Source organism: candidate division WOR-3 bacterium, from assembly GCA_016934535.1.
GTDB lineage: Bacteria > SDB-A > SDB-A > SDB-A > SDB-A > JAFGIG01.
This window is the reverse complement of the sequence record JAFGSQ010000006.1, coordinates 71,683-92,546: the sequence shown is the minus strand read 5'-3', so window position 1 is coordinate 92,546 and position 20,864 is coordinate 71,683. Positions and strand designations below refer to the sequence as shown.

The window sequence follows — 20,864 nt, the reverse complement described above, 5'->3', positions numbered from 1 at the left end:
AATATTTGACGAAACGAGGAGTAAATAAAATGAATAATGATTTACTTGATTGGTTTATGAAAGGCGATCCCTCAGTAATTTATCAAGTTAAAAGAGACCTGCTCGATTTCGAAGAGATTGAACTCACACAGGACAGATCCAAAATATTAAAAAAAGGGTGGGGGAAAGCGTTTATGGATCTGCGTGATGATAATAGCTGTACATGGGGAAACGGTATTTATTCTCCGAAGTGGATTTCGACGACTTATACTTTGCTGGATTTGATCAACATGGCTCCCCCTCAGGACAAAAGGATATTCCAAAGCAGTAAACTGTTGTTGGAAAAATTGTGGAGAATACCGGAAAAGAAAAAAGAACGATATTTGGACCTTTGTATTTGCGGCATGCTGTTGTTTATTTGCTGTTATGTTGAATTGAATGACAGCAGACTATCGGAAATAATTGATTTCATTCTTGAAAAACAGTTTCCAGACAGCGGTTGGAATTGCCGCTGGGAGTTTGACACAAACCACAGCTCTCTTCACACGACAATAAATATCTTAGAGGGATTAAAGATGTATATCGACAATAATTATATGTATAGAATAAAAGAAATAAAAAAATCAATAATACAGTCGCACGAGTTTATTCTTATGCATAAATTATACAAGTCTGATAAAACCGGAAAAGTAATAGACAGAAAAATGACAATGCTTTCATATCCGACGAGATGGAGATACGATATTCTTTGGTGTCTGGACTATTTTCAAAGCGTCGGTCAAAAATTTGACGACAGAATGGAAGACGCGTTAGAAATAATAATGTCTAAAAAACTAAAAAATAATACTTGGCCCGTTCAGCAAAAACATCCCGGACTGATTCATTTTGACATGGAAGAGACCGGAAAGAGCAGTACATGGAATACGCTGAGGGCTTTACGAGTATTAAAAAAATACAAAAAATCCATATACACTCAACTGTTTCAATAACCTTTGCCCGTTTCTCCAACTTCGGTCGCTTAATCCTAATTGGCATTTATGATATAATATTTGCGGTTGTTATCCAACTGTTGAGACCCGGTATTGGGAAAAATAAAAATCCACAGATAATATTGAAAATCTGGGAAAAATAAAAAAGACGGTTTTGATGCTGACTCATTTATTGAGAGTATTCATAGGACAACAGTTAAAACTTTACCTGTTTAAAAAAGCCACGGGTTTTTTACCTGATTTCAACGATCGCGATGTCGGATTATATGTTCATGTACCATTTTGCAAAGCATTGTGCGATTTTTGCCCCTATTACAAGGAAACCTTTGAAAAAGACAAGTTTAGTGCATACTTAAAAGCGCTTTCTGTTGAAATTGATATTGCCGGTAGAATTATCGGGAATTCTGAAAACAAATTTACAACTCTCTATTTTGGAGGTGGAAGCCCGGCCCTGGCAGTTGATTATCTTGAAAATATTCGCAGAGAATTAGATGACAGATATGTAATTAAGGGATTGGCAGGAATAGAATTACATCCACAAGATATTGAAAAAGATACGTCAAAAAAACTTTTGGGCGCGAACATTGATATGGTAAGCGTCGGGATTCAGTCGTTTGACGAACAACTGCTGAACAATCTGGGTAGAGAATATACAGACGGTGCCAAACAGTTAAAAAAACTATGTTCTCAGAAGTTCAAAGCCGTTGATATAGACCTAATATTCGGAATCCCGGGTCAGACTAGACAAAATATTCAAGAAGATTTTTCCCGCGCAGTAGATCTTGGCGCAACACAAATATCAGCATATCCGTTTATTGATTTCAGTTATGCTAATAATCGGAACAAACCCTTGGGAAACAGCCAGAAAAAGGATTTGCTCGATGGTTTGTTGGAGATTGCCTGGGCCAGAAATTTTATAAGAACGTCTGTCTGGACGTTCGGGAAAAAGGACTCTCCGAGATACTCTTCCGTGACCCGTGATTGTTTTTTGGGGTTTGGGCCAAGCGCCGCTTCTCTAGGAAATGATGCTTTTAAAATGAACACCTTTTCTGTTGATTCGTATATTGATTCGCTGAATAAGGGCAGGATTCCGACCGTGTTGAAAATGGAGTTTACGCCGAGGACAAGAAGAGCGTATTGGTTGTTCTGGAACTGTTATAATGGCGTGTTAAATGAAGATTCTTATTTTAAATTATTTGAGACAAGATTGAAAAATGATTTTTCTTTCTACTTGAAATTGGGGGAGAAATTAAAATTGTTTAAGCGAACAAGTAATGGGTGGGAATTGACGATGTCAGGAAGTTACTATTTTCATATTGTCGAGCAATCGTATACACATCAATACATCGATAAGACATGGCGTGCATCCATGGAAACCCCTTGGCCCAAGGAAATCAGGCTCTATTGATTTCATTCTTGGGTTATTTGACATTAATATTTTTCAGATATAAAATACTAAAAACCTCATAGAAGGGGAAAAGCCTGAAATCATCTCTGTGCCCAAACATTTCGAAATATTTTTTCAATCAACAATTTATTGACAACAAAAAAGTTCTTTCTCGCCGGTGAAGGATGAGGGTGGACAGGGAAATTTTTTCAAGATTAACTCTTAACCAATAATTAATGAAGGAAAACCACTGCTTTTTAATTAACTACTTGTTAATGTTAATGGTCGTTATTGTGTCGTATTTTGCATACACTCTGATGATGTGAAAAAGAAAAATCATTGATCAGTTGGATTGAAAATGTTTGAACCGAATCATGGAATCCGAAATTTCGTCATAAAGCCGTGCAACCGAGTTTTTTATTGTGGTTAAGAAAATTTAAATAGGAAGAAATGACATGAACCGGTTAAATTTAATTTATTGAGATCAAGTGATGAAAGAAAATCAGATTGAAATACGAACGGGTACAATAGAAGACGTTGCGGTTATCACTGATCTTATCAGGAATATGGTTCTTGAGATGGAAAATTACAGCGGCCATAGAGTTGATAAATCTAATTCAGTATGGATAGCAATGGAAAAAAATGTCAGGTCAAATATTTACAGTATAGAACATATATTTCTCATCGCTTATCACGAGTCGCAAAAAGACGATGTAATCGGTATGGTTTCAGCGGACATCGAACCTTTGGACAGCATATTTGTTGAAAAAAAGCGTTTGCATCTGAGCGCTGTATATGTTGAACCTAATGCACGTCGAAAAGGAGTTGCGGAGCAACTGATTGGGAAGATGTTGGAATGGGGTCAACAGATGAACGTGGAAGAGGTCGATCTTAACGTATTAGTGTCAAATCCCGCCAAGCAATTGTACGAAAAGCTTGGTTTTAAACCGAATGAAATATCACTGGTAAAGAAAATGGGAAAATGACTATATGAAAATCAGTTGTCCAGGCAGTGAGTTAAGTCAACTTTTTTTGATCAAAGATTTTGACACTTTTTACACTGACCATGAATTGAATCCATTGATTTACCAATTGAAGTAAAGTGAATAGACTTACCCTAAATCTTCTATGTTGTACGCGCTGTAAAGGAAAGCTGGACGAAAAGCGAATACGGGTCCGGAAAAATGAATTGATTTCAGGGAGTCTTTGCTGTAAAAAATGCTCTGAAAAATTTCCCATATTCCACGGCAGGCCAATACTTTTGTCCGATGATAAAGTTCACGATTGGATTGCTCCGATTGACGAAGTGCTGTCTCCGGGAGAGATACGTAAACCCGATGGTCCCTTCTCACTTTATCGTCTCAAAGGGCTGGGGATTGAAAACGCAATAAAATTAATTAAAAAACCTGAGGGAAAAACTGCTGTCCCATCACGGGATATACTTCCGGACCTGAAAAAGCAGGAAGGCAGGATCAGGTATATCCAAAGAGGTCGTTGGCTGTCTGCCCGGAACAGAAAAAAGAAATTTTTAGAAGTCCTCAAATATCCGGCAGAACCGGTACAAGAATTCATTAGGTCCATTGTATCCCTAAAACCCAGAACTCTGCTTGATTTTGCTTCAGGAAGCGGCAGTTCCGTGACGTCATTGGCTCATAATCTCTCCGCAGGTACGCGCATATTCGCCGTAGAGAGAGACCTGAAATGTCTCTGGATCATCCAGGAGAAGTTCAGAATGATAGGTCGCTCTTCAAATTGTGAGGCAATAGGCGGGGACGTGCGGGGAATGCCTTTTCCGGACGAATCAATGGACGTTGTCAGTTCGGTGATGGCACTTCAGGAGATCACCGGAATCAGCTCTCTATTAAGAGAGGTCAAACGTGTATTGAGTAAAGATGGATCCTACTTCGCGCTTTTGAACAGAGAACCGTGGTTGAACCATATCATTTCTCTCGATGAATACAAGGCGTTTGCGGAAGCTGCAGATCTTTTTTCCGGGATAGATGCTCTGTCAATTCTTGCCGGAAAAACCGGGTTGACAGTTTCAGATCTTAGGGAATTTAAAGACGGAGAAAAGGATCTATGCCTTGTCGAAATGAGGAAAATATAGTTATAAGGGTTGCTGACAATGGATTTGAATAAAAGGTTATTAAAAATGAGTATTGATTTGAAAAGAAAACAATAGGAGTACAACATGGAACGTACGTTAAAATTCCTTAAAGGCGCCGGTGTTTTTTATGTCGCGACTGTCGACGGGGATAAACCCCGAGTAAGACCTTTCGGAGCTTTATGCAGACATAAGGACCGTCTTTATATCTGCACAAATAACAAGAAAGACTGCTATAAACAAATGATAAATAATTCGAATATTGAAATATCTGCTATGAATGACAAGGCATGGATTCGGGTGAGCGGAAAAATTGCGAAAGATGACTCGGAAGACGCGAGGAAGGTAATGCTGGAAAATAATCCCATTTTAAAAGGCACGTACAAAAGTAACGATGGATTGTTCGAAGTCCTGTATTTTAAAGAAGGTGTGTCAAAGTTTTATTGCTTTGGCAAAGAACCGGAAGAAGAAAAATTATAGAATTGATTTAATGTTTGTGTATCATGTGATGTTATTCTGAGTGCAAAAGAGAAGAGAAATTATCACAGCGGGTAACCACAGGGAGTTCGGAATATTATTACCGGCGGTAATAATCTGAAAGAGTATGAAGATCCAGGCTTGTATGACTGTGAGAACAACAGTTTTGAACCTGACGGGCCGTTTTACCTTGCTATCGCCAAAAAGCTTGGCGGAGCGGCGCTCGAACTTGGATGCGGCACCGGCAGAATAACAATCCCTCTGGCCCAGTATGGAATTGACATTACTGGTCCGGACATTGTACCTGGAATGCTGGAACGAGCCAAAAAAAGCTGACGGCCTGCCCATCCGATGGATTGAAGCATGAGTCCATATTTGTTTGGTATTCTCCTGGGTAATTGGAAAATCAGATCGGATCCAAAGCAAATGATTGAACTCATAAAAAATCATTTTACAATTACCCGGTTTTATGTTCCCGATTTTGTTATTTCCAACCGGCAAATAATCAGATAAACTTACCGGCTTTGCAAAACGAATATGATAATTGTTGATGCAAATATTTATTAATATCATCAAGACAACAGGAATGGATGAACCCTTCTTATAAAATGTAAAAAGGATTAAAGGAAATGGGAAAATTGCTAATAACAACTGAACGGCTTAAAATACGACACCTCGAAATGAAAGACCTCTATGACTTTCACTTTTATCGTTCAAATCCGGAAGTTACAAAGTATCAGGGATTTGATACAATGACGACAGAACAGGCTGAATTGTTTATTACTGAAAATTCAACCAGGTATTTTGGAAAAGCCGGAGAGTGGGTACAATACGGAATTGAAAACATTGAATTAAAAAAGCTTATAGGTGATTGTGCAATCAAACTTGACCGGAACGACATAAGGATTGCGGAAATTGGAATTACCGTTTCACACCTTGAACAAAAAAAGGGATATGCGAAGGAAACTTTATTGGGAATTTTGACTTTCCTGTTTGACACAAAAAAAATTCATCGGGTCCAGGAAATTGTCGATGCTGAAAACATTGCTTCAATCAACTTGCTGAAAAGTACAGGATTCAGGCGGGAAGGACACTTTATTGAGAATGTATTTTTCAAGGGAAAATGGGGAAGTGAATTTCAGTATGCTTTGTTGAAACGGGAATGGGACGAAAGAAAATAGAAATATTTTTATAAGATGATACTCTTGACAATATGAAGAATATTCAATATTAAAGGATAATGAAACACTTTCAAATACTTTTAATTCTGTTAATCCTGCTTTTTGATAGTTCCTGCAAAGAAAATCCGCATAACAGAGAAATGATTCCGTATCCTGAAAAATATGAGCACGACGGATATTCACAACTGCCGGATTCCTTAAAACCTGTTTTCATTCCGGACACTTCCATAGGCGGAATAAGTTTGATGAATTCTGAAAACATTTCAGAATATTTGGGTGATGACGTTTTGGATAAGTTGAACCAAAATGCACTGTTCTCTGTCGAAGTCTTGTCAAATGACAGAAATCAGCGGATGAAGGTTTATTTTCATACCACTGCTGATAGAGCAGATATTTCCGGTTTTGAGATAAAATACAACGACGGCAGCGGGAGAGAATTACAAACAAGCCGCGAAAGCGAGTTTAAAACAGAAAACGGCATCAAACTGGGAATCTCTATAGGAGATCTGAGGGCAATAAAAGGTGAACCGGACAGTGTCGTTTTCGATGAGACAAGTATCTATTTGTATAAAATAGATGAATCCAACGGTTCCGGATTTCTTGAAAGATACAACGTGCCTCAATATAACGCCGTTTACGAATTTGACAACGGATATCTGATTCGGTTCAGATTCGGATTTGAAAACCCTTGATTTTTGAGGATTCGTCGTGATTATTCAAAAATATGACAAAAAATGGCCCTATCAGTTCGAACAAATCAGAATTGAAATACAGGAATATGTCAAATCAAATCACCGGATGTATCACGTGGGCAGTACATCAATACCCGGAATGTACGCAAAACCTGTAATAGACATAGACATGGAAATAGACGACGTTCAAAGTTTTGATGCCGTTAAACGGGAACTTGAAATGATAGGTTATAACCACAACGGAGATCAGGGGATCGAAGGAAGAGAAGCTTTTAAAAGAAAAGGCGGAGCCTGCAATGAAATTCTGGACTCGATCAGACACCATCTCTATGTGTGCGTAAAAGGAGCGAGAGAACTCACCCGTCACATTTTGTTCAGGGATTATCTTATAAAGCACGTAGAATATGTTGAAAAATACAACTTGATCAAGATGCAAATATTAAAAAATTTTTGTGACGACAACTTGGAAAAATATGTAGATGTTAAAGAAAATGAATACAAATGGTTTTTTGAAGATGTAATCAGAAAAAGCGCGGAGGAAAATGGAACACAAGTAATATACAAGATTCAAACATGCGCAAAACATCAGCAAAAACCCTGAAAATACTCAAAACAGTTCTTTATTATTTTCTTGTATTCTGCAGTTATATTTTGTTCACTTACACCGGATACGATATTTCTTTAATAGGCTCGTTTCTAATAATAGGGTTGACGCTTCTTTTTTGGCAGAAAAAATGGGCATATAAACTCGGTTTAAAGCTGAAATTCACTGACTTGGTTGTATTCATAGTAATTTTTTTACTAGTTTTCATTTCATCGTATTTCATTATAATGTCAATTTGCCATCAGAAAGACTTGCTTTTCAACAGAAAAATATCCATACATTTTTCAATAATTCAAACGATCGGCCAAACGTTCAACGAAGAACTGGTTTACGGAGCGTTGCTGTTTTTGCCAATAATAAGAAGATTTCCAAAAAAATATTCCATATCAGCATCTTTAATAATGGCAGTTGTTTTTGCTTTGTTTCATCTTCTTTTTTACAGGATTTGTATTGGTCAAAACAGAGGCTATCTGTCGTTTTTAACGATTTTTAATTTGTTTTTGGCTGGATTCATCCGGAACAATTTAATAATATATTCAGGTCATATTTACTGGGCCTGGGCGCTGCATCTTGCCTGGAACATGTTGTTTTTTGGATATTACATCGTTCACGGATTCAACGAGCCTGAATTGTTCAATAATTTTGTCGGAACAATACAGATGTTGGTTTTTCTCGGTGGCTTGTCAATAATTAGTTTTATATTGATAAATTCACAATCTAAAAGAATGTTATCGGAGCATCAATGAAACTTTTTTCTTCCATAATTCTGGCGTTTATACTATTTTCACCTACCGTTGAGTCTTCCGTACCAGATTTGTCTCTTGAAAACCGGCATAGCCGGGTGCGCCTGTCCCTTTTATATGATCCAAACCTGACTATGATAAGTGGATGTGAAAACATTGGAGCCGTTCATTTTGCGATAACGAGAACTGAAGATGAATTAATAAAAGTCAAATGGTTTGACGAGAATACAATTCCGGGTAAATCAGCAGGATTGCTGGTTCGGTTCGCCAAATACGCGATACTCGACGTTCCAGTGGATTATTTTTCGGTGGTGTTTGCTCATGAATTTTTCGGACACGGTGCACGCTATCGAGAATTCGGCATCGACAATGTCCATTATGCATACGATGCGCCTCCCCCTTACGGCAAGGGCGGAGGAGAAGCTTCGGTCAGTATTTCCGGAAACATCATCAGCCAGCACGAGCTGCTGGGAATATGGCAGGGGGGAATCGAAGCGCACAGCATCTTGAACCGGAATCTCGGACTAAGATGGATGGCGACGAAGTCAATTCACTATCGTGAGGCGATGCAATATTTCTGGTCATGGCAGATTAAGTTCAGATATATTCAAGACGCAGAAAATGATTTAACCAAGAATGTACAGGATACAGACCCGCGTGCTTATGTACGAATTCTCAACGAAGTTATGGGCTATTCCGATCCCGCTGTTCCGCTGTTTACTGTCGAGAAACTGAAATCCATGTCCCGGCTCGACATGATCAATCCTTTTGTCGTTTTTGCTCTCTTCATCGGATTGAAGACATATCTGTGGGACGGTAATGTTTCAAGCGGTTTTCCGGCCATCCGTTTCGGAAAAATCGAGTATGTTCCTGTCGTCAGAACAGGATTGACTCCTTTTGGTCTTGAATACCATCTGGAAAACTATCTCAGTATCGGACACAGAATTTTATTGATGGATTTGAGAATTGGAGACCACACATTTTACAAATCTTGGGGAGGCTTCGGAGTCGTTTTTCGGAATATCTACTCGCGCGACAGATTTTCTGCAGACTTAAATCTGGATCTTTGGAAGCAACCCGATCTCAGGTTTGACAGCATTCCGGGTATTGAAAAAGGCGGAGGCGTCGGTGGAGCGTTTTCTGTTAGAGGCTATTATGACTTTACGGAAACAGACTACCCTATTTCAGCAGTTCTAGAACTTGGATACAAATCCGTAGGTTTTATGGAAGGTTATCAGCTGGACGCAACTGTTCTGTTCAGGACAGGCATAGGAATTAAAATATAAGTTATGAAAATATCGAAATCTAAATACATCATTGCTTATGATGATTTTCAAAAGACGTGAAAGAACTCGAACAGATATATTTTCCCGATAAAATTGCCTTTCTGAATTGGCTTAAAAAATATTACGACAATAGCCCGGGCGTCTGGATCATTTTCTATAAAAAGCACACAAATATGGAATGTATAGAATACAGGGATGCACTCGAAACTGCTCTCTGCTGGGGATGGATTGACAGCATTGTCAAAAGAATCGACGAAGAAAAATATGTAAGAAAATTCACTCCGAGGACAAACACGGCTAATTGGTCTTCAGTCAACAAAAAGATGGTAGCCTCTCTAATAGACAGAGGTGAAATGACAGAGGCCGGTCTGAGAAAAATAGAATCGTTCATAAAAGGCGGCAAAGTCATTTTGAAAAGTAAGAAAACATCTGAAAAACCCCGAAATGAATTTTCCGCGCCTGTTTTTGTCGTTGAAGAGTTCAAGAAAAACCAGCCGGCTCTGGAGAATTTCACCAAACTTGCCCCGACATATCAAAGAAATTTCATATATTGGATAACAAGCGCAAAAAAGGAAGATACCAGGCGTAAAAGATTAAAAGAATCCGTACAATTGTTGAAAGAAAACAAAAAACTTGGCCTGAAATGATGATAATAAAAACGTTTGCGAGATAAAACGATTTGTGCAAAATCTATATTGCCGGCTGAACAAATAAAAGAGGCAACTGTGATAATAAATAATTTCAGGAGGACTCAATGAAAAATGCTGAAGAGACAATTGGTAACATAATTGATAAATCCAGCGTCACAATTATCGGTTCGATAGACAAAGATGGTTTTCCGAACATGAAAGCCATGCTGTCTCCTAGAAAAAGAAAAGGTATTAAGGAAATATATCTGACTACGAATACATCTTCCATGAGAGTGGAACAGTATACATCAAATCCCAAGGCGTGTGTTTATTTTTATGATAAAAAGTTTTATAAAGGCGTCATGCTAATAGGAGAAATGAAGGTTATGCATGATTCCAGAAGCAAAAAGATGATTTGGAGAGAAGGCGATGAGATCTATTATTCAAAAGGAGTTTCAGATCCGGATTATTGTGTGCTGAAATTTACCGCCCATAAAGGGCGATATTACAGCAATTTTAAATCAGAAACTTTTTTGATAGAATAATGAATCGTAAGAACACTAATTGGACAAACAAATTTTAATCAATCGGTATAGGTGTTGCGATTTTGGATTAAGAGGCATTAATTGAGTGTTTGAAAAAGTAAAAAAACAATCTTGAATTTATGAAAAAAAAAATCAATTCATATAATTATTTCTTTTTAGCGACGAGAAAATTTTTTACAAAGGATTTTCCTCCTGATTTATATTTGCTGTGCAAAACTCTAACTGTCTTGATTACCGTCTTTCTTGGAGAGAGAAGAAGAAGAAAGAAACAAGAGGCTTATAATACACCAGTTCCTCACGTGTGCATTTTATCCGTGACATGGAAGTGCAATTTGAACTGTCTTGGATGTTACGCCAGGCATTATCCCAAAGAAAACCAAATCGAAATGAATGATGTTGAAAGAATTCTGGAACAAGCGAAAGACCTGGGAATTTACATATTTATCGTCGTTGGAGGAGAGCCTTTGTTGTTTCCGAGCTTGGTTGAGAAGCTGTCTGAAAAGAAAGACATTCTGTTTTTTCTTTTTACAAACGGATCGCTGTTAGATCGTGAAAAGACGATTAGAATAAAGAAAGCAAGAAATATTATACCTGTTCTCTCCTGGGACGGAGATGATTCATATATAGATCACAGAAGAGGTTTTGGTATGGGTGAGAAAGTGTCAAAAGCCTTGTCTCTTTTCAAAGAGAATAATGTCGCTTTCGGCTTCTCTTGCATGATTACACATAAAAATTTGAATGATGTTCTGTCATATAAATATGCGGATTCTCTTCTAAGGTTCGGCGCGAAATTTGGATTTATTATAGATTATATTCCTATGCCGAAGACGTTTCGCGGGGAATTGATACTTGATGAAGACGATATAAAAATAAAGAGAATGAAGATACAGAAGCTTAATAAAAGGGCGGGGATTACTTTTTTCAGTTTCCCGGAAGACGAGTACAAAAAACCGGGGTGCATGTCAGCCGGAAACGGTTTCATTCACATAAACGCAAATGGCAATGTCGAACCATGCCCGTTTTCACACTATGCCGTTGACAATATAAGGGATAAATCCATTCTTGATATATTAAATTCTGAATTTTTCAAACAGTTGAGGAATACTTTTCACGATAAAGAAAACCCTCTAAAGAACTGTATGCTCTTTCAACACGATGACATTGTCAGAAAAATTGCATGGCAGACAAATGCTTTTTGCACGGAAAGACAGTGATTGTCAGGTTTAATACATTTAATAAGGCGGTTTTTTGAAAAATATTCTCAATACAACAGGCCATGAACTGTTGTTTAAAAATATAGTGAGGGCTGAGAATTGTTCGGTTTTCGATTCCCATGGAAACAGATATTTGGATCTCGAATCCGGTATCTGGTGCATGCCGCTTGGACACTGTCATCCGGATATTACAAAAATCATCTCCGAACAGGCGGGTAAAATTATTCACACGGGTTACTGCTATCTCGATCCAGTAATAGATCAAACAGCAGGAAAAATACTTGAAATAACAAAACTTAATTCCGGAAAATGCGTGTTTCTAAGTTCAGGAAGCGAAGCGGTCGAGTTTTCAGTTAAACTAGCCAAAAGCATATCGAATAAACCGTATTTACTTACGATGAAGAATTGCTACCTGTCGGCATTTGGAACAACAGGAGAGAGATGTTCAAAACAATGGATAAATTTCGATTGGATGAACGGTCAAAAAATTGATGAAATTGATTTCGGAAAAATATCCGCTTTTGTATTTGAACCGGGCAGTTCAATGGGACTGGTCGGTTTCCCGCCAAACGAACTGATATCAGAAATAACATCTAAGGTGAGGGAAAACGGCGGGATGGTAATAGCAAATGAGGTCACCACAGGAATTGGAAGAACCGGTTATTGGTTTGGTTGTGAACACTACGGAATAGTCCCCGATATAGTCGCCATGGGCAAGGGTCTCGGAAACGGATATCCCGTAAGCAGTGTTGCGATTTCCGATGAAATTATAAAAAGGATCGATTTAAAAAGCTTTCATCATTCCCAGTCTCATCAAAACGACCCGCTCGGAGCGGCAGTGGCAGGCAAAGTGATTGAAGTTATTGAAAATGAAGACCTTTTATCAAGGAGCAGATCCATTGGAAAGAAGATAAAAGATGAAATTGACGTCATTAAGTTCAGGCATGGAAAGATAAAAGAGGTCAGGGGAAGAGGATTGATGATTGCTGTTGAATTTGAAGAAAGGCACTTTTACGCAAATCATGTTTTTGAAAAATTGATAGAGAAAAAAATAATTCTCGTAAAAAGGCCGGACTTTGAAGTTTTGAGGCTGGACCCTGCCCTGACAATCACCTTAGATGATGTGGATTTTTTTCTTCAAAGCATGGATGAAGCCCTGACAGTAATATGAAGAGGGCGAATGATAAAGATATTTAATTTTGAAATTTCTATGAAATGTGAAAAGGTTCAGGTAGATTTATACATGTCACCTGTTAAAGAGAGGTTTTTATGAAAGCGCTGAGAATATTTTCGGTTATTGTTTTTGTTTTAGCCTTCATGAAAGTTAATTTGAATTCTAACACGCTCGGCAACAGTGAAATAATTATAGACGAACGTCAATATACTTTGAAGACAGATTCAATTGATTGGTCGTTTTGGAGTGGAGAAATTTTGAAATGGCAGGCAAAAGGAGCATGCCAGGCTCAAACAATGGAAGATGCCGGACGTGATTTCACAACAGATGGAGTCCTAACTCTGATAGCCCAGTGGCAGTGCCCGGGCAATGTTTTTTCTGCTGGACAATTGCGTGTATACGACCTCAACAGCGACGGACAGGATAATCTTGTCTACAGCAATTGGGGCGAAACGACATACGTCTATAAGTCACTGTCCGACAATCAGTTTGAATGCGCATTCGTATATCCGAACCCGGTGGGATCATATTTTACATATTTTTTATGTGCTGGCGACGGAGATGAAGACGGAAAACCGGAAATGGTCTTTGGAACAGGAACAAGCGGCGTACCCCGGGATCTGTTTTTTGTAGAGTCCCGCGGAGCCGGATTATACCCTGATTCTGTCGTTCTGGTTTTGCCTGAAAACAACATCGGTGTCAATTACATGTTGATGGATGATCTCGACGAGGATGGCTACAGGGAATATATAGGCGTGAGTCAGGGAAACCACGATTGTCTTCTGTCCATTTGGGAAAACAACGGAGACAACAGTTTTGTACAGGTTTATACGCTTAGCTATGGGTATTACGATGTATGCGGTCAGTTTGCAACGGGAGATTTTGACGGGGACGGGAATAGAGAAATAGTGCTGGTCGTAGCAGGCGACAATGTCGGATCCATTCATGTAATAGAATGTACGGGTGACAATCAATACCAGGAAGTATGGAGCGATTACAGTATTCCGACCAACAATCTTTATTGGGTGACTTCAGGCCCGGACCTCGACAGAGACGGAAAAGGGGATTTTGTAGTCGCGGGAGGAGAAGGGTTCCCTACAGCGGTGTGGTCTTTTTTGGTGTACGAGTCGGCGGGCAATGATTCTTTTCAGCTCGTTTGGACACATCAACGAACATCCGGAATCGTCAATGGCGGAGTTGTGACGGGAGACATAGACGGCGACGGCTTTAACGAGCTGATGTGCCAGGTACCCAACTATACACAGATATTCCAGTACGCAGGCGACGACAGCCTCGAAATTTACTGGGAGTTGGGAACTACTGCCGTGGGTCAAAGCGGCTTAAGACTTCTCGGATCAGATTTCGATAGCGACGGAAAAGGTGAAGCTGTATGGTGGACGACAAGCGATCCGGGCAATCTGGTGATATTTGAAAATGTCTCGACAGATGTCGAGGAAGAGCCTGTATTGTCTGAAGGTATTTTGGATTTTGAAAGCTTTCCGAATCCTCTCAGAGAAAAGGCAGTGATAAGGTTCTGTCTGTCCGAAATCTCATCGGTCGGTTTGAGTTTGTACGATCTTACGGGCAGGGAAGTAAGACGTCTCTTGAACGGACAGATATACGGTCCCGGAAGTCATGAAACGATTATTGACGGCTCCGATCTTCCTCCCGGCCAGTACGTCTGCCGTTTGACTTGCGGAATAGAGACACGGAATTATTTGCTGGTTCTGACAAAATAACGGCAACAACAAATTTCAGTGTTAAAACTTTAAAATAAATATGCCGAAATCGAAAATTCACAGATTTCCCAAGACGAGAATAGCCACGATAGACATATGTTCGGTCGGCCTGCAGAAGCACCACATTGCTGCACTCATCGAAGTTGACGTCACGGCGGGAAGAGAGAAAATCAAAAAGTATAAACGGGAAAGAGGTAGAATCTCTTTCACGGCATGGTTGATAAAAGTGATATCCAAGACGATAAAAGAATACGAACTGGCTGCTTCATATTTGGAAGGAAAATGCAGTGCCCGGATTTTTGAAGATATAAATGTCTCTTTAATAGTCGAGAAGGAAATCTTAGGACAAAAAGTTCCGGTTCCTTTGATAATTGAAAAGGCAGATAAAAGGAACGTCGAATCCATAACCGAGCAGATAAGCGAAGCGAAAGATAGAATAGTTACTGAAAAAGACATCGTCCTACAGAGAAAGACAAGTTTCTATGAACGCATTTACTATGTCCTGCCGGGTTTTGCCCGAAGGTTTTTCTGGAATTACGTTTTAAAGCATCCCAAAACTGCTTACTCGAAAATGGGGAACGTCGCTTTCACTTCGATAGGTATGATGGGAAATGTAACGGGATGGTTCATTCCCGTATCGGTGCATCCGATTTGCTTCGGAATAAGCACTATTACAAAGAAACCGGTCGTAGTAGGCGACAATATCCAAATAAGAGAAATTCTCAACATGACGATTCTCATGGATCACGACGTTATAGACGGTTCACCAATGGCGAGGTTTCTGAGCGACATATCGCAGAACATTCAAAAGGGATCATTCATTGATGAATAATTAGGTAACAAAATGCATATATTAAGCAGGAGTCAACATGAAATTTAAAAATATCGATGGTTTTAGCGGAGAAGACCTTTTGAGAGAAATTGCAGCCGGAGGGAAATTTCTTGTTTTTCAGTACTGCGTATCCATCGTTATTCTAACGTTTAAACGAGTGTCGGCGATTTATTTCGTCAGGGGAAACGAAAAGAAAATAAAATATTCTTTCAAGTATTCACTGTTGACCTGGCTTTTCGGCTGGTGGGGAATTCCGTGGGGGCCGATTTACACAATACAAAGCCTGTATCTGAACGGCAAAGGCGGTAAAGACGTAACAAAAGAAGTTATTTCCGCTGTTTCAAAGCTCAATAAAAAACAATGATTTTTGAACTGAAAGAAAGAGAAAAGATTCTCGCCTATTAATTTCAGAATGTTAAACTTTTTCTCAACTTTTGCAAAATATGGAAACTAAGTTTTGTAAATTATGATTGGTAAAGACAAAAATCTATATAAGCTTATACCAGATGCATCAATATTTATTATCGGAAGCCTGCTTCAATATATAACCATTTACCTGGCTGTTCCGATTTTGAGCGAACGCAAAGTCAATAATCTTTGTGCGTGGATGATTTTATCCGTACCCATGATATTTGTACCTGTTATTACAGGAGGAATACTGATTTTACTGTCGGAAAGAAAAGTGCAAAACTTAAAGGAGAGGCTGAGGATTCGAAAACTTACAAAATATGATTTGAAACAGACGTTTTTCGGATTTTTGGGGATCATTGTAGGCAGTGGAATTGCATTTACGTTTTGCCGTTTACTGAAACTGGATACCAATCCCCCTTTTGCGAGGAACGCGGAGGCATGGACGAATGGGCATTTATGGATGTTCGCTCTTTGGGCTTTATACTGGCCCGTAAATATTCTGGGTGAAAATTTTGTCTGGCGCGGAGTCGTTCTGCCGAGGATGGAAAGAAAAATTGGAAAATCCGCTTGGTTGCTCAATGCGTTTTTGTGGGGTTTATTTCATCTTGCTTTCGGATTAGGAAATTTGATCATTCTTTTACCAACATTAATAATCGTTCCTTTTATTGCTCAAAAAACACATAATACATGGACGGCAATAATATTGCATGCATGTTTATCCGGTCCAGGTTTTATCGCTTTGGCATTTGGATTGATGAAATAAAAAATAGCATGTGAAGTAAGAAGGGTGTAGGAAGTATGCATATAACAGCGTTTCAGTTGCCGTGTACTTCGCTGAAGCGGCCCTGGCGCCAGGCTTTCGTCGTATTGCTCCGCAACAAAACGAGCTACATTGCAGTTGTTAAATTAAAATAATGATGTAAAGTCAATGATAGTATGAATAAAAAAATTTAGATATAGTTGAAACGATGGAAAATTTCATCAATCGCATCCGGCCAAAGGAAGAAATTCGCGACAGGATTGATATCGCTTATAAAATTGAAAAACAAAGCATAATAATTTTTGAAATTCGATCTTCTTTGCGTGATCCTATGCTGAAAATTGAACACCCGATTGCAAAGACGGTCCACGTAAAATCAAAAAATCAATGGAAAATATATTGGATGAAAAGAGACTTGAAATGGCATCCTTACGATCCGGAACCTGTTGTTAAGACCTTGAAAAAGTTTCTCAAAATCGTAACAGAGGATGAGAAAGGCTGCTTTTGGGGGTAAGTAACTGATAGATGAACGAAACCATTTTACAATGCGGAGTGTTATAAAAGAATTGTTGACAAAACGATAGAATTTTCTTACACTGCTACCCAAAAAATTGCCGTTACAGACGCCGAAATTCATGAAAACGGCCATGAATACGGGGGACCCAATTTTAGGGGCGTATTCCTGAAACAGGATAGGGTACTTCCAAACCCGAGCCCGTCAGCTAACCTCGCAGGCTTTTGGAAGGGCAAGAATACCCAAACATAACCGTTTTTGCGGTCTTGTTTATCCTTGCCCTGAAAAAGTAAGGATAGACATGGAAAAACGCAGTATATATCGTCAAAAACTACATCCGTACGAAGTATTGGTCGCGGGTTATTTCATTATAACTTTAATCGGTGCTTTTCTACTCGGATCTCCCCCGGCGATGAAAAACGGGCAATGGCAGAGTTTCATAGATTCGTTTTTTATGGCTTCATCCGGAATAAGTACGACAGGTCTTTCGGTGGTTGATATTGGGAGAGATTATACTTTGTTCGGGCAAATTGTTTTACTCGCTATTTTTCAAATTGGTGGCCTTGGCTACATGACTTTTATCATTTTTTTTATGTATATCTTGGGTGTTAAATCTGACCTGTGGACTCAAATTGTTGCAAAAGAATCGCTGTCTGGAACGAATCTCAGAATACTCGGGAAATTATTTTTCTCTGCAATGATTTTAACGATTATATCCGAGTTTATCGGGGCACTAATTTTATCTCTGTTTTGGATTGGCAGGTTCAGCATTCTCAGTTCACTGTATTTTGGTACGTTTCATTCAGTGTCCGCTTTTTGCACGGCGGGTTTTTGCTTGTTCCCTGACAGTTTGATTGGATATCAAAACAGCGTCATTGTCAACCTGACCATAAGCATTCTTTCCCTGTTAGGAGGAATAGGATTTGTTGTTTTGTTCGATTTGTTATCGTATTTTAAAAATAAATCATCAAAAATAGGCAACCGGCAATTAACTGTGCACACCAAGTTCGTATTGCTTGTCACTACGGTCATAATTTGCGTCAGCGCAATTTTTTTGATCGCAGCAGGAAAATGGGGCTCGGAAACCACTCTAGGGCAAAGATTTCAATACTCTTTTTTTCAAGTTATCTCGGCATCAACTACGGACGGATTCAACACGATTAATATTAAAGAAATGAATAATGTAAGTATGGTCTTGATAATGATTCTCATGTTCATAGGCGCCTCGCCGGGAAGTACGGGTGGAGGCATTAAAACAAGCACTGCCGGTGTTATATGTCTTTTTGTTTTATCTATCATAAATGGAGGTGAAAATGTTACGGTCAATGTTCTTAAACGGAAAATATCCAACGATGCTGTAAACAAATCAATGGGTGTGTTTATGCTTTTTATACTTTTCATTGTAGTGAATCTGTTGATTCTGACTATAACTGAGAAAGGAACGTTTCTTCAGATCTTATTTGAAATTGTATCCGCTCTGGGAAACGCGGGTCTTTCTACCGGTATTACTTGTGGTTTGAGCAATACCGGTAAGATAGTATTATCTGTAACCATGTTTGTCGGACGCATCGGTCCGCTGACTCTCGGTTTTTTGATAATGAGCAGGAAAAAACCACGTTCATTGAAATGTCCTGAAGAAGAAATATACATAGGATAGGAGCATTAACGTGAATAAATATGCAGTCATAGGGTTAGGAAGCTTCGGTATGAATATTGCTGTTAGCCTAGCAAAAAATGGTCATGGCGTTGTTGCCGTTGATTCAGACAAGGAAAAAATAGACGTCATTAAAGATCGCATAACATTGGCTTTTCAAGCGGACGTGACGAATATAAAAGTCTTGAGGGATTTAAACATTAAAGAGTTCGACGGTGTAATTGTCAGCGTAGGACCCAGAATTGAAACGAGCGTTCTTATTGTTCAATATTTAAAGACTCTTGACGTTAAAAATATATTAGTCAAGGCTTTATCCGATGACCATTACAATCTGCTTCAGACAATCGGCGTCAAAAGGATTGTTTATCCTGAAAAGGATGAGGCGCAGCGACTTTCTTTCCTCTTAAGCATGAAAAATGTTCGCGAATACATTCCTTTTTCGGAGGAGTTCGTACTTCAGGAAGTGATTTGTCCTTTGTCTTTGACGGGGAAAACGCTTCAAAAACTTGACATCAGAAAAAAATTTCAGATTCTTATAATAGGTGTCAGAAACGAAAACAAAGACAATATAATTGAAATACCCGATTCACAAACGGTTTTAAATCAGGGAGATTCATTGTTTATAATCGGAAAAAAAAGTGATTCGAATAAATTCTCGAAAATGAAATCTTAAGAAAGTGAATTCCAAGGAGAGGACTGAAAACAGAAAGGAATTTCGGGATGAAGTCATTCCGGTGTTCGGCTCATGTGTTTATAATGGGTATAAAATGTGTTTACAAAAAATTACTAACGAAGCTATCATTAGGGACCCGTCTTCAAGGAGGAATGATTTTATGGATAGTGATTGTAGCGGCTGTCGGTCTAAAAATATTTGATTGTTGCCTCCGAATAAATATTGTTTTACTCACAAATCTTTTTGGAGGCGATAAGCCGGAAGGATTGCAAGGAGTGAACAATGATAAAATTCTACAAAATTTTCAACGAAAAAGATATCAAGGAAATCGGCGAATTCCAGGAAAATTGCTGGATCAATGTTGTTGATCCGGATGAATCAGAAAAATCATGGCTCATTGAAAAATTCGAAATTGACGGAGAAAACATATCAGACATACTCGATATTGACGAACAGTCGAGATACGAAAAAGACGAGAATTACACATTGTTTATAATGAGGGGTCCCGCCTTCGATAAAAACAGGGACGTATCATATTTTACCGTTCCTATAGGCGTCATTTTTCATGAAAAATGCCTGATAACCATATGCCTTCAGGACAATATCGTGATAAGAAATGTATTGTTTAGCAAAATGAAAAATATAAGGATTACAACAAAAAACATTTTTCTTTTGACGTTATTTTTAAGGTCATCAATAAATTTTCTTATCTTTTTGAAAGCATTGAACAAAGAGACTTCTTTGATAGAAAAGGACCTGAAAAAATCAATAAAAAACACGGAATTGTACGATCTGTTGACAATAGAAAAATCACTCGTATTTTTCACGACTGCATTGAGATCAAATGAACTGTTGCTTGAAAAGATTCAAAAAGGAGTCGTACTGAAATTGTACGAAGACGAAATTGAGGCGCTTGAAGACGCTATGACCGAAAACAAGCAGGCGATTGAGATGGCGAACATACACAGCAATATATTGAGCGGGATGATGGACGCTTTCGCTTCGATAATTTCTAACAATCTCAACGTCGTGGTAAAAAAACTGACTGCTATTTCCCTGGTTCTCATGATACCGACACTTATTGCGAGTATTTACGGCATGAACGTGGGACTGCCCTTTCAGCACAGTGTCTATGCATTTCTAATTGTAATTCTGGGATCCGTTCTTTTATCTGCGGGAGCTCTGATATTCTTTGTCCTCAAGAAATTCTTGTAAAGAATAATCAATCGTTTTACATTAATTTTAATTCTGATAAAGAACATAAACGAACCGGGAAA

Annotated in this window: 23 protein-coding genes; all 23 read left to right on the top strand. The window is 38.7% G+C overall.

The features are described from left to right. The first annotated feature begins 29 nt into the window (after positions 1–29). The 23 genes from JXL83_01045 to JXL83_00935 all read left to right on the top strand — a co-directional run bounded on the left by JXL83_01045 (position 30) and on the right by JXL83_00935 (position 20,802). On the top strand, positions 30–968 hold the full coding sequence (locus JXL83_01045) for a hypothetical protein (GenBank protein MBN2362699.1): 939 nt from the start codon (positions 30–32) through the stop codon (positions 966–968). 157 nt (positions 969–1,125) lie between these two features. After that, positions 1,126–2,376 (top strand): radical SAM protein, encoded by a 1,251-nt coding sequence (locus tag JXL83_01040; GenBank protein ID MBN2362698.1) that lies wholly within the window; start codon positions 1,126–1,128, stop codon positions 2,374–2,376. Positions 2,377–2,846: 470 nt separating this feature from the next. Beyond that, on the top strand, positions 2,847–3,341 hold the full coding sequence (locus tag JXL83_01035; GenBank protein MBN2362697.1) for a GNAT family N-acetyltransferase: 495 nt from the start codon (positions 2,847–2,849) through the stop codon (positions 3,339–3,341). Between the two features lie 116 nt (positions 3,342–3,457). Further along, positions 3,458–4,462, top strand: a complete 1,005-nt coding sequence (locus JXL83_01030; protein ID MBN2362696.1) for a methyltransferase domain-containing protein — start codon at positions 3,458–3,460, stop codon at positions 4,460–4,462. 84 nt (positions 4,463–4,546) lie between these two features. Next, on the top strand, positions 4,547–4,939 hold the full coding sequence (locus JXL83_01025; GenBank protein ID MBN2362695.1) for a pyridoxamine 5'-phosphate oxidase family protein: 393 nt from the start codon (positions 4,547–4,549) through the stop codon (positions 4,937–4,939). 138 nt (positions 4,940–5,077) lie between these two features. After that, positions 5,078–5,272 carry a class I SAM-dependent methyltransferase gene (locus tag JXL83_01020; GenBank protein ID MBN2362694.1) on the top strand — a complete coding sequence of 65 codons (195 nt, stop codon included), beginning with the start codon at positions 5,078–5,080 and terminating at the stop codon, positions 5,270–5,272. 293 nt (positions 5,273–5,565) lie between these two features. After that, positions 5,566–6,117: a GNAT family N-acetyltransferase gene (locus JXL83_01015; protein ID MBN2362693.1), complete on the top strand. Its 552-nt coding sequence runs from the start codon at positions 5,566–5,568 to the stop codon at positions 6,115–6,117. Positions 6,118–6,176: 59 nt separating this feature from the next. After that, positions 6,177–6,809, top strand: a complete 633-nt coding sequence (locus JXL83_01010) for a hypothetical protein (GenBank protein ID MBN2362692.1) — start codon at positions 6,177–6,179, stop codon at positions 6,807–6,809. A gap of 16 nt (positions 6,810–6,825) precedes the next feature. Next, positions 6,826–7,410, top strand: coding sequence for a GrpB family protein (locus JXL83_01005; protein ID MBN2362691.1), 585 nt, complete (start codon positions 6,826–6,828; stop codon positions 7,408–7,410). Continuing rightward, entirely contained in the window at positions 7,383–8,159 is a 777-nt protein-coding gene (locus tag JXL83_01000; protein ID MBN2362690.1) for a CPBP family intramembrane metalloprotease, read from the top strand. The genes JXL83_01005 and JXL83_01000 overlap by 28 nt, the downstream gene beginning before the upstream one ends. Then, a complete protein-coding gene (locus JXL83_00995; protein MBN2362689.1) occupies positions 8,156–9,442 on the top strand; it encodes a hypothetical protein in 1,287 nt (428 codons plus the stop codon). Before JXL83_01000 ends, JXL83_00995 begins: the two co-directional genes overlap by 4 nt. A 56-nt stretch (positions 9,443–9,498) precedes the next feature. Then, complete coding sequence (locus JXL83_00990; protein ID MBN2362688.1) at positions 9,499–10,089, top strand: YdeI/OmpD-associated family protein; 591 nt, start codon at positions 9,499–9,501, stop codon at positions 10,087–10,089. Positions 10,090–10,196: 107 nt separating this feature from the next. Continuing rightward, positions 10,197–10,616: a pyridoxamine 5'-phosphate oxidase family protein gene (locus JXL83_00985; protein MBN2362687.1), complete on the top strand. Its 420-nt coding sequence runs from the start codon at positions 10,197–10,199 to the stop codon at positions 10,614–10,616. Positions 10,617–10,735: 119 nt separating this feature from the next. Beyond that, on the top strand, positions 10,736–11,830 hold the full coding sequence (locus JXL83_00980) for a radical SAM protein (protein MBN2362686.1): 1,095 nt from the start codon (positions 10,736–10,738) through the stop codon (positions 11,828–11,830). A gap of 34 nt (positions 11,831–11,864) precedes the next feature. After that, complete coding sequence (locus JXL83_00975) at positions 11,865–13,001, top strand: aspartate aminotransferase family protein (GenBank protein ID MBN2362685.1); 1,137 nt, start codon at positions 11,865–11,867, stop codon at positions 12,999–13,001. A 98-nt stretch (positions 13,002–13,099) separates the two neighbouring features. Next, entirely contained in the window at positions 13,100–14,743 is a 1,644-nt protein-coding gene (locus tag JXL83_00970; GenBank protein MBN2362684.1) for a T9SS type A sorting domain-containing protein, read from the top strand. 40 nt (positions 14,744–14,783) lie between these two features. Further along, positions 14,784–15,575, top strand: a complete 792-nt coding sequence (locus JXL83_00965) for a 2-oxo acid dehydrogenase subunit E2 (protein ID MBN2362683.1) — start codon at positions 14,784–14,786, stop codon at positions 15,573–15,575. A gap of 37 nt (positions 15,576–15,612) precedes the next feature. Continuing rightward, positions 15,613–15,939: a hypothetical protein gene (locus tag JXL83_00960; protein MBN2362682.1), complete on the top strand. Its 327-nt coding sequence runs from the start codon at positions 15,613–15,615 to the stop codon at positions 15,937–15,939. Between the two features lie 207 nt (positions 15,940–16,146). Continuing rightward, complete coding sequence (locus JXL83_00955) at positions 16,147–16,749, top strand: CPBP family intramembrane metalloprotease (protein MBN2362681.1); 603 nt, start codon at positions 16,147–16,149, stop codon at positions 16,747–16,749. Positions 16,750–16,954: 205 nt separating this feature from the next. Beyond that, the gene (locus JXL83_00950; protein ID MBN2362680.1) at positions 16,955–17,260 is read left to right on the top strand and encodes a DUF3024 domain-containing protein; all 306 of its coding nucleotides are present in this window, start codon (positions 16,955–16,957) and stop codon (positions 17,258–17,260) included. A gap of 301 nt (positions 17,261–17,561) precedes the next feature. Then, positions 17,562–18,917, top strand: coding sequence for a hypothetical protein (locus tag JXL83_00945; GenBank protein MBN2362679.1), 1,356 nt, complete (start codon positions 17,562–17,564; stop codon positions 18,915–18,917). A gap of 10 nt (positions 18,918–18,927) precedes the next feature. Further along, the gene (locus tag JXL83_00940; protein MBN2362678.1) at positions 18,928–19,587 is read left to right on the top strand and encodes a TrkA family potassium uptake protein; all 660 of its coding nucleotides are present in this window, start codon (positions 18,928–18,930) and stop codon (positions 19,585–19,587) included. 282 nt (positions 19,588–19,869) lie between these two features. Continuing rightward, the gene (locus JXL83_00935) at positions 19,870–20,802 is read left to right on the top strand and encodes a magnesium transporter CorA family protein (protein ID MBN2362677.1); all 933 of its coding nucleotides are present in this window, start codon (positions 19,870–19,872) and stop codon (positions 20,800–20,802) included. Positions 20,803–20,864: the final 62 nt, after the last annotated feature.

Bases quoted from the DNA above. Each gene is read 5' to 3' on its own strand.
- JXL83_00965 (MBN2362683.1), top strand. From the start codon at position 14,784: ATGCCGAAATCGAAAATTCACAGATTTCCCAAGACGAGAATAGCCACG.
- JXL83_01000 (MBN2362690.1), top strand. From the start codon at position 7,383: ATGCGCAAAACATCAGCAAAAACCCTGAAAATACTCAAAACAGTTCTT.
- JXL83_00985 (MBN2362687.1), top strand. From the start codon at position 10,197: ATGAAAAATGCTGAAGAGACAATTGGTAACATAATTGATAAATCCAGC.
- JXL83_01045 (MBN2362699.1), top strand. From the start codon at position 30: ATGAATAATGATTTACTTGATTGGTTTATGAAAGGCGATCCCTCAGTA.
- JXL83_00995 (MBN2362689.1), top strand. From the start codon at position 8,156: ATGAAACTTTTTTCTTCCATAATTCTGGCGTTTATACTATTTTCACCT.
- JXL83_00960 (MBN2362682.1), top strand. From the start codon at position 15,613: ATGAAATTTAAAAATATCGATGGTTTTAGCGGAGAAGACCTTTTGAGA.
- JXL83_01015 (MBN2362693.1), top strand. From the start codon at position 5,566: ATGGGAAAATTGCTAATAACAACTGAACGGCTTAAAATACGACACCTC.
- JXL83_00945 (MBN2362679.1), top strand. From the start codon at position 17,562: ATGGAAAAACGCAGTATATATCGTCAAAAACTACATCCGTACGAAGTA.
- JXL83_01025 (MBN2362695.1), top strand. From the start codon at position 4,547: ATGGAACGTACGTTAAAATTCCTTAAAGGCGCCGGTGTTTTTTATGTC.
- JXL83_00935 (MBN2362677.1), top strand. From the start codon at position 19,870: ATGATAAAATTCTACAAAATTTTCAACGAAAAAGATATCAAGGAAATC.
- JXL83_00970 (MBN2362684.1), top strand. From the start codon at position 13,100: ATGAAAGCGCTGAGAATATTTTCGGTTATTGTTTTTGTTTTAGCCTTC.
- JXL83_01040 (MBN2362698.1), top strand. From the start codon at position 1,126: ATGCTGACTCATTTATTGAGAGTATTCATAGGACAACAGTTAAAACTT.
- JXL83_00950 (MBN2362680.1), top strand. From the start codon at position 16,955: ATGGAAAATTTCATCAATCGCATCCGGCCAAAGGAAGAAATTCGCGAC.
- JXL83_00980 (MBN2362686.1), top strand. From the start codon at position 10,736: ATGAAAAAAAAAATCAATTCATATAATTATTTCTTTTTAGCGACGAGA.
- JXL83_01010 (MBN2362692.1), top strand. From the start codon at position 6,177: ATGAAACACTTTCAAATACTTTTAATTCTGTTAATCCTGCTTTTTGAT.
- JXL83_01035 (MBN2362697.1), top strand. From the start codon at position 2,847: ATGAAAGAAAATCAGATTGAAATACGAACGGGTACAATAGAAGACGTT.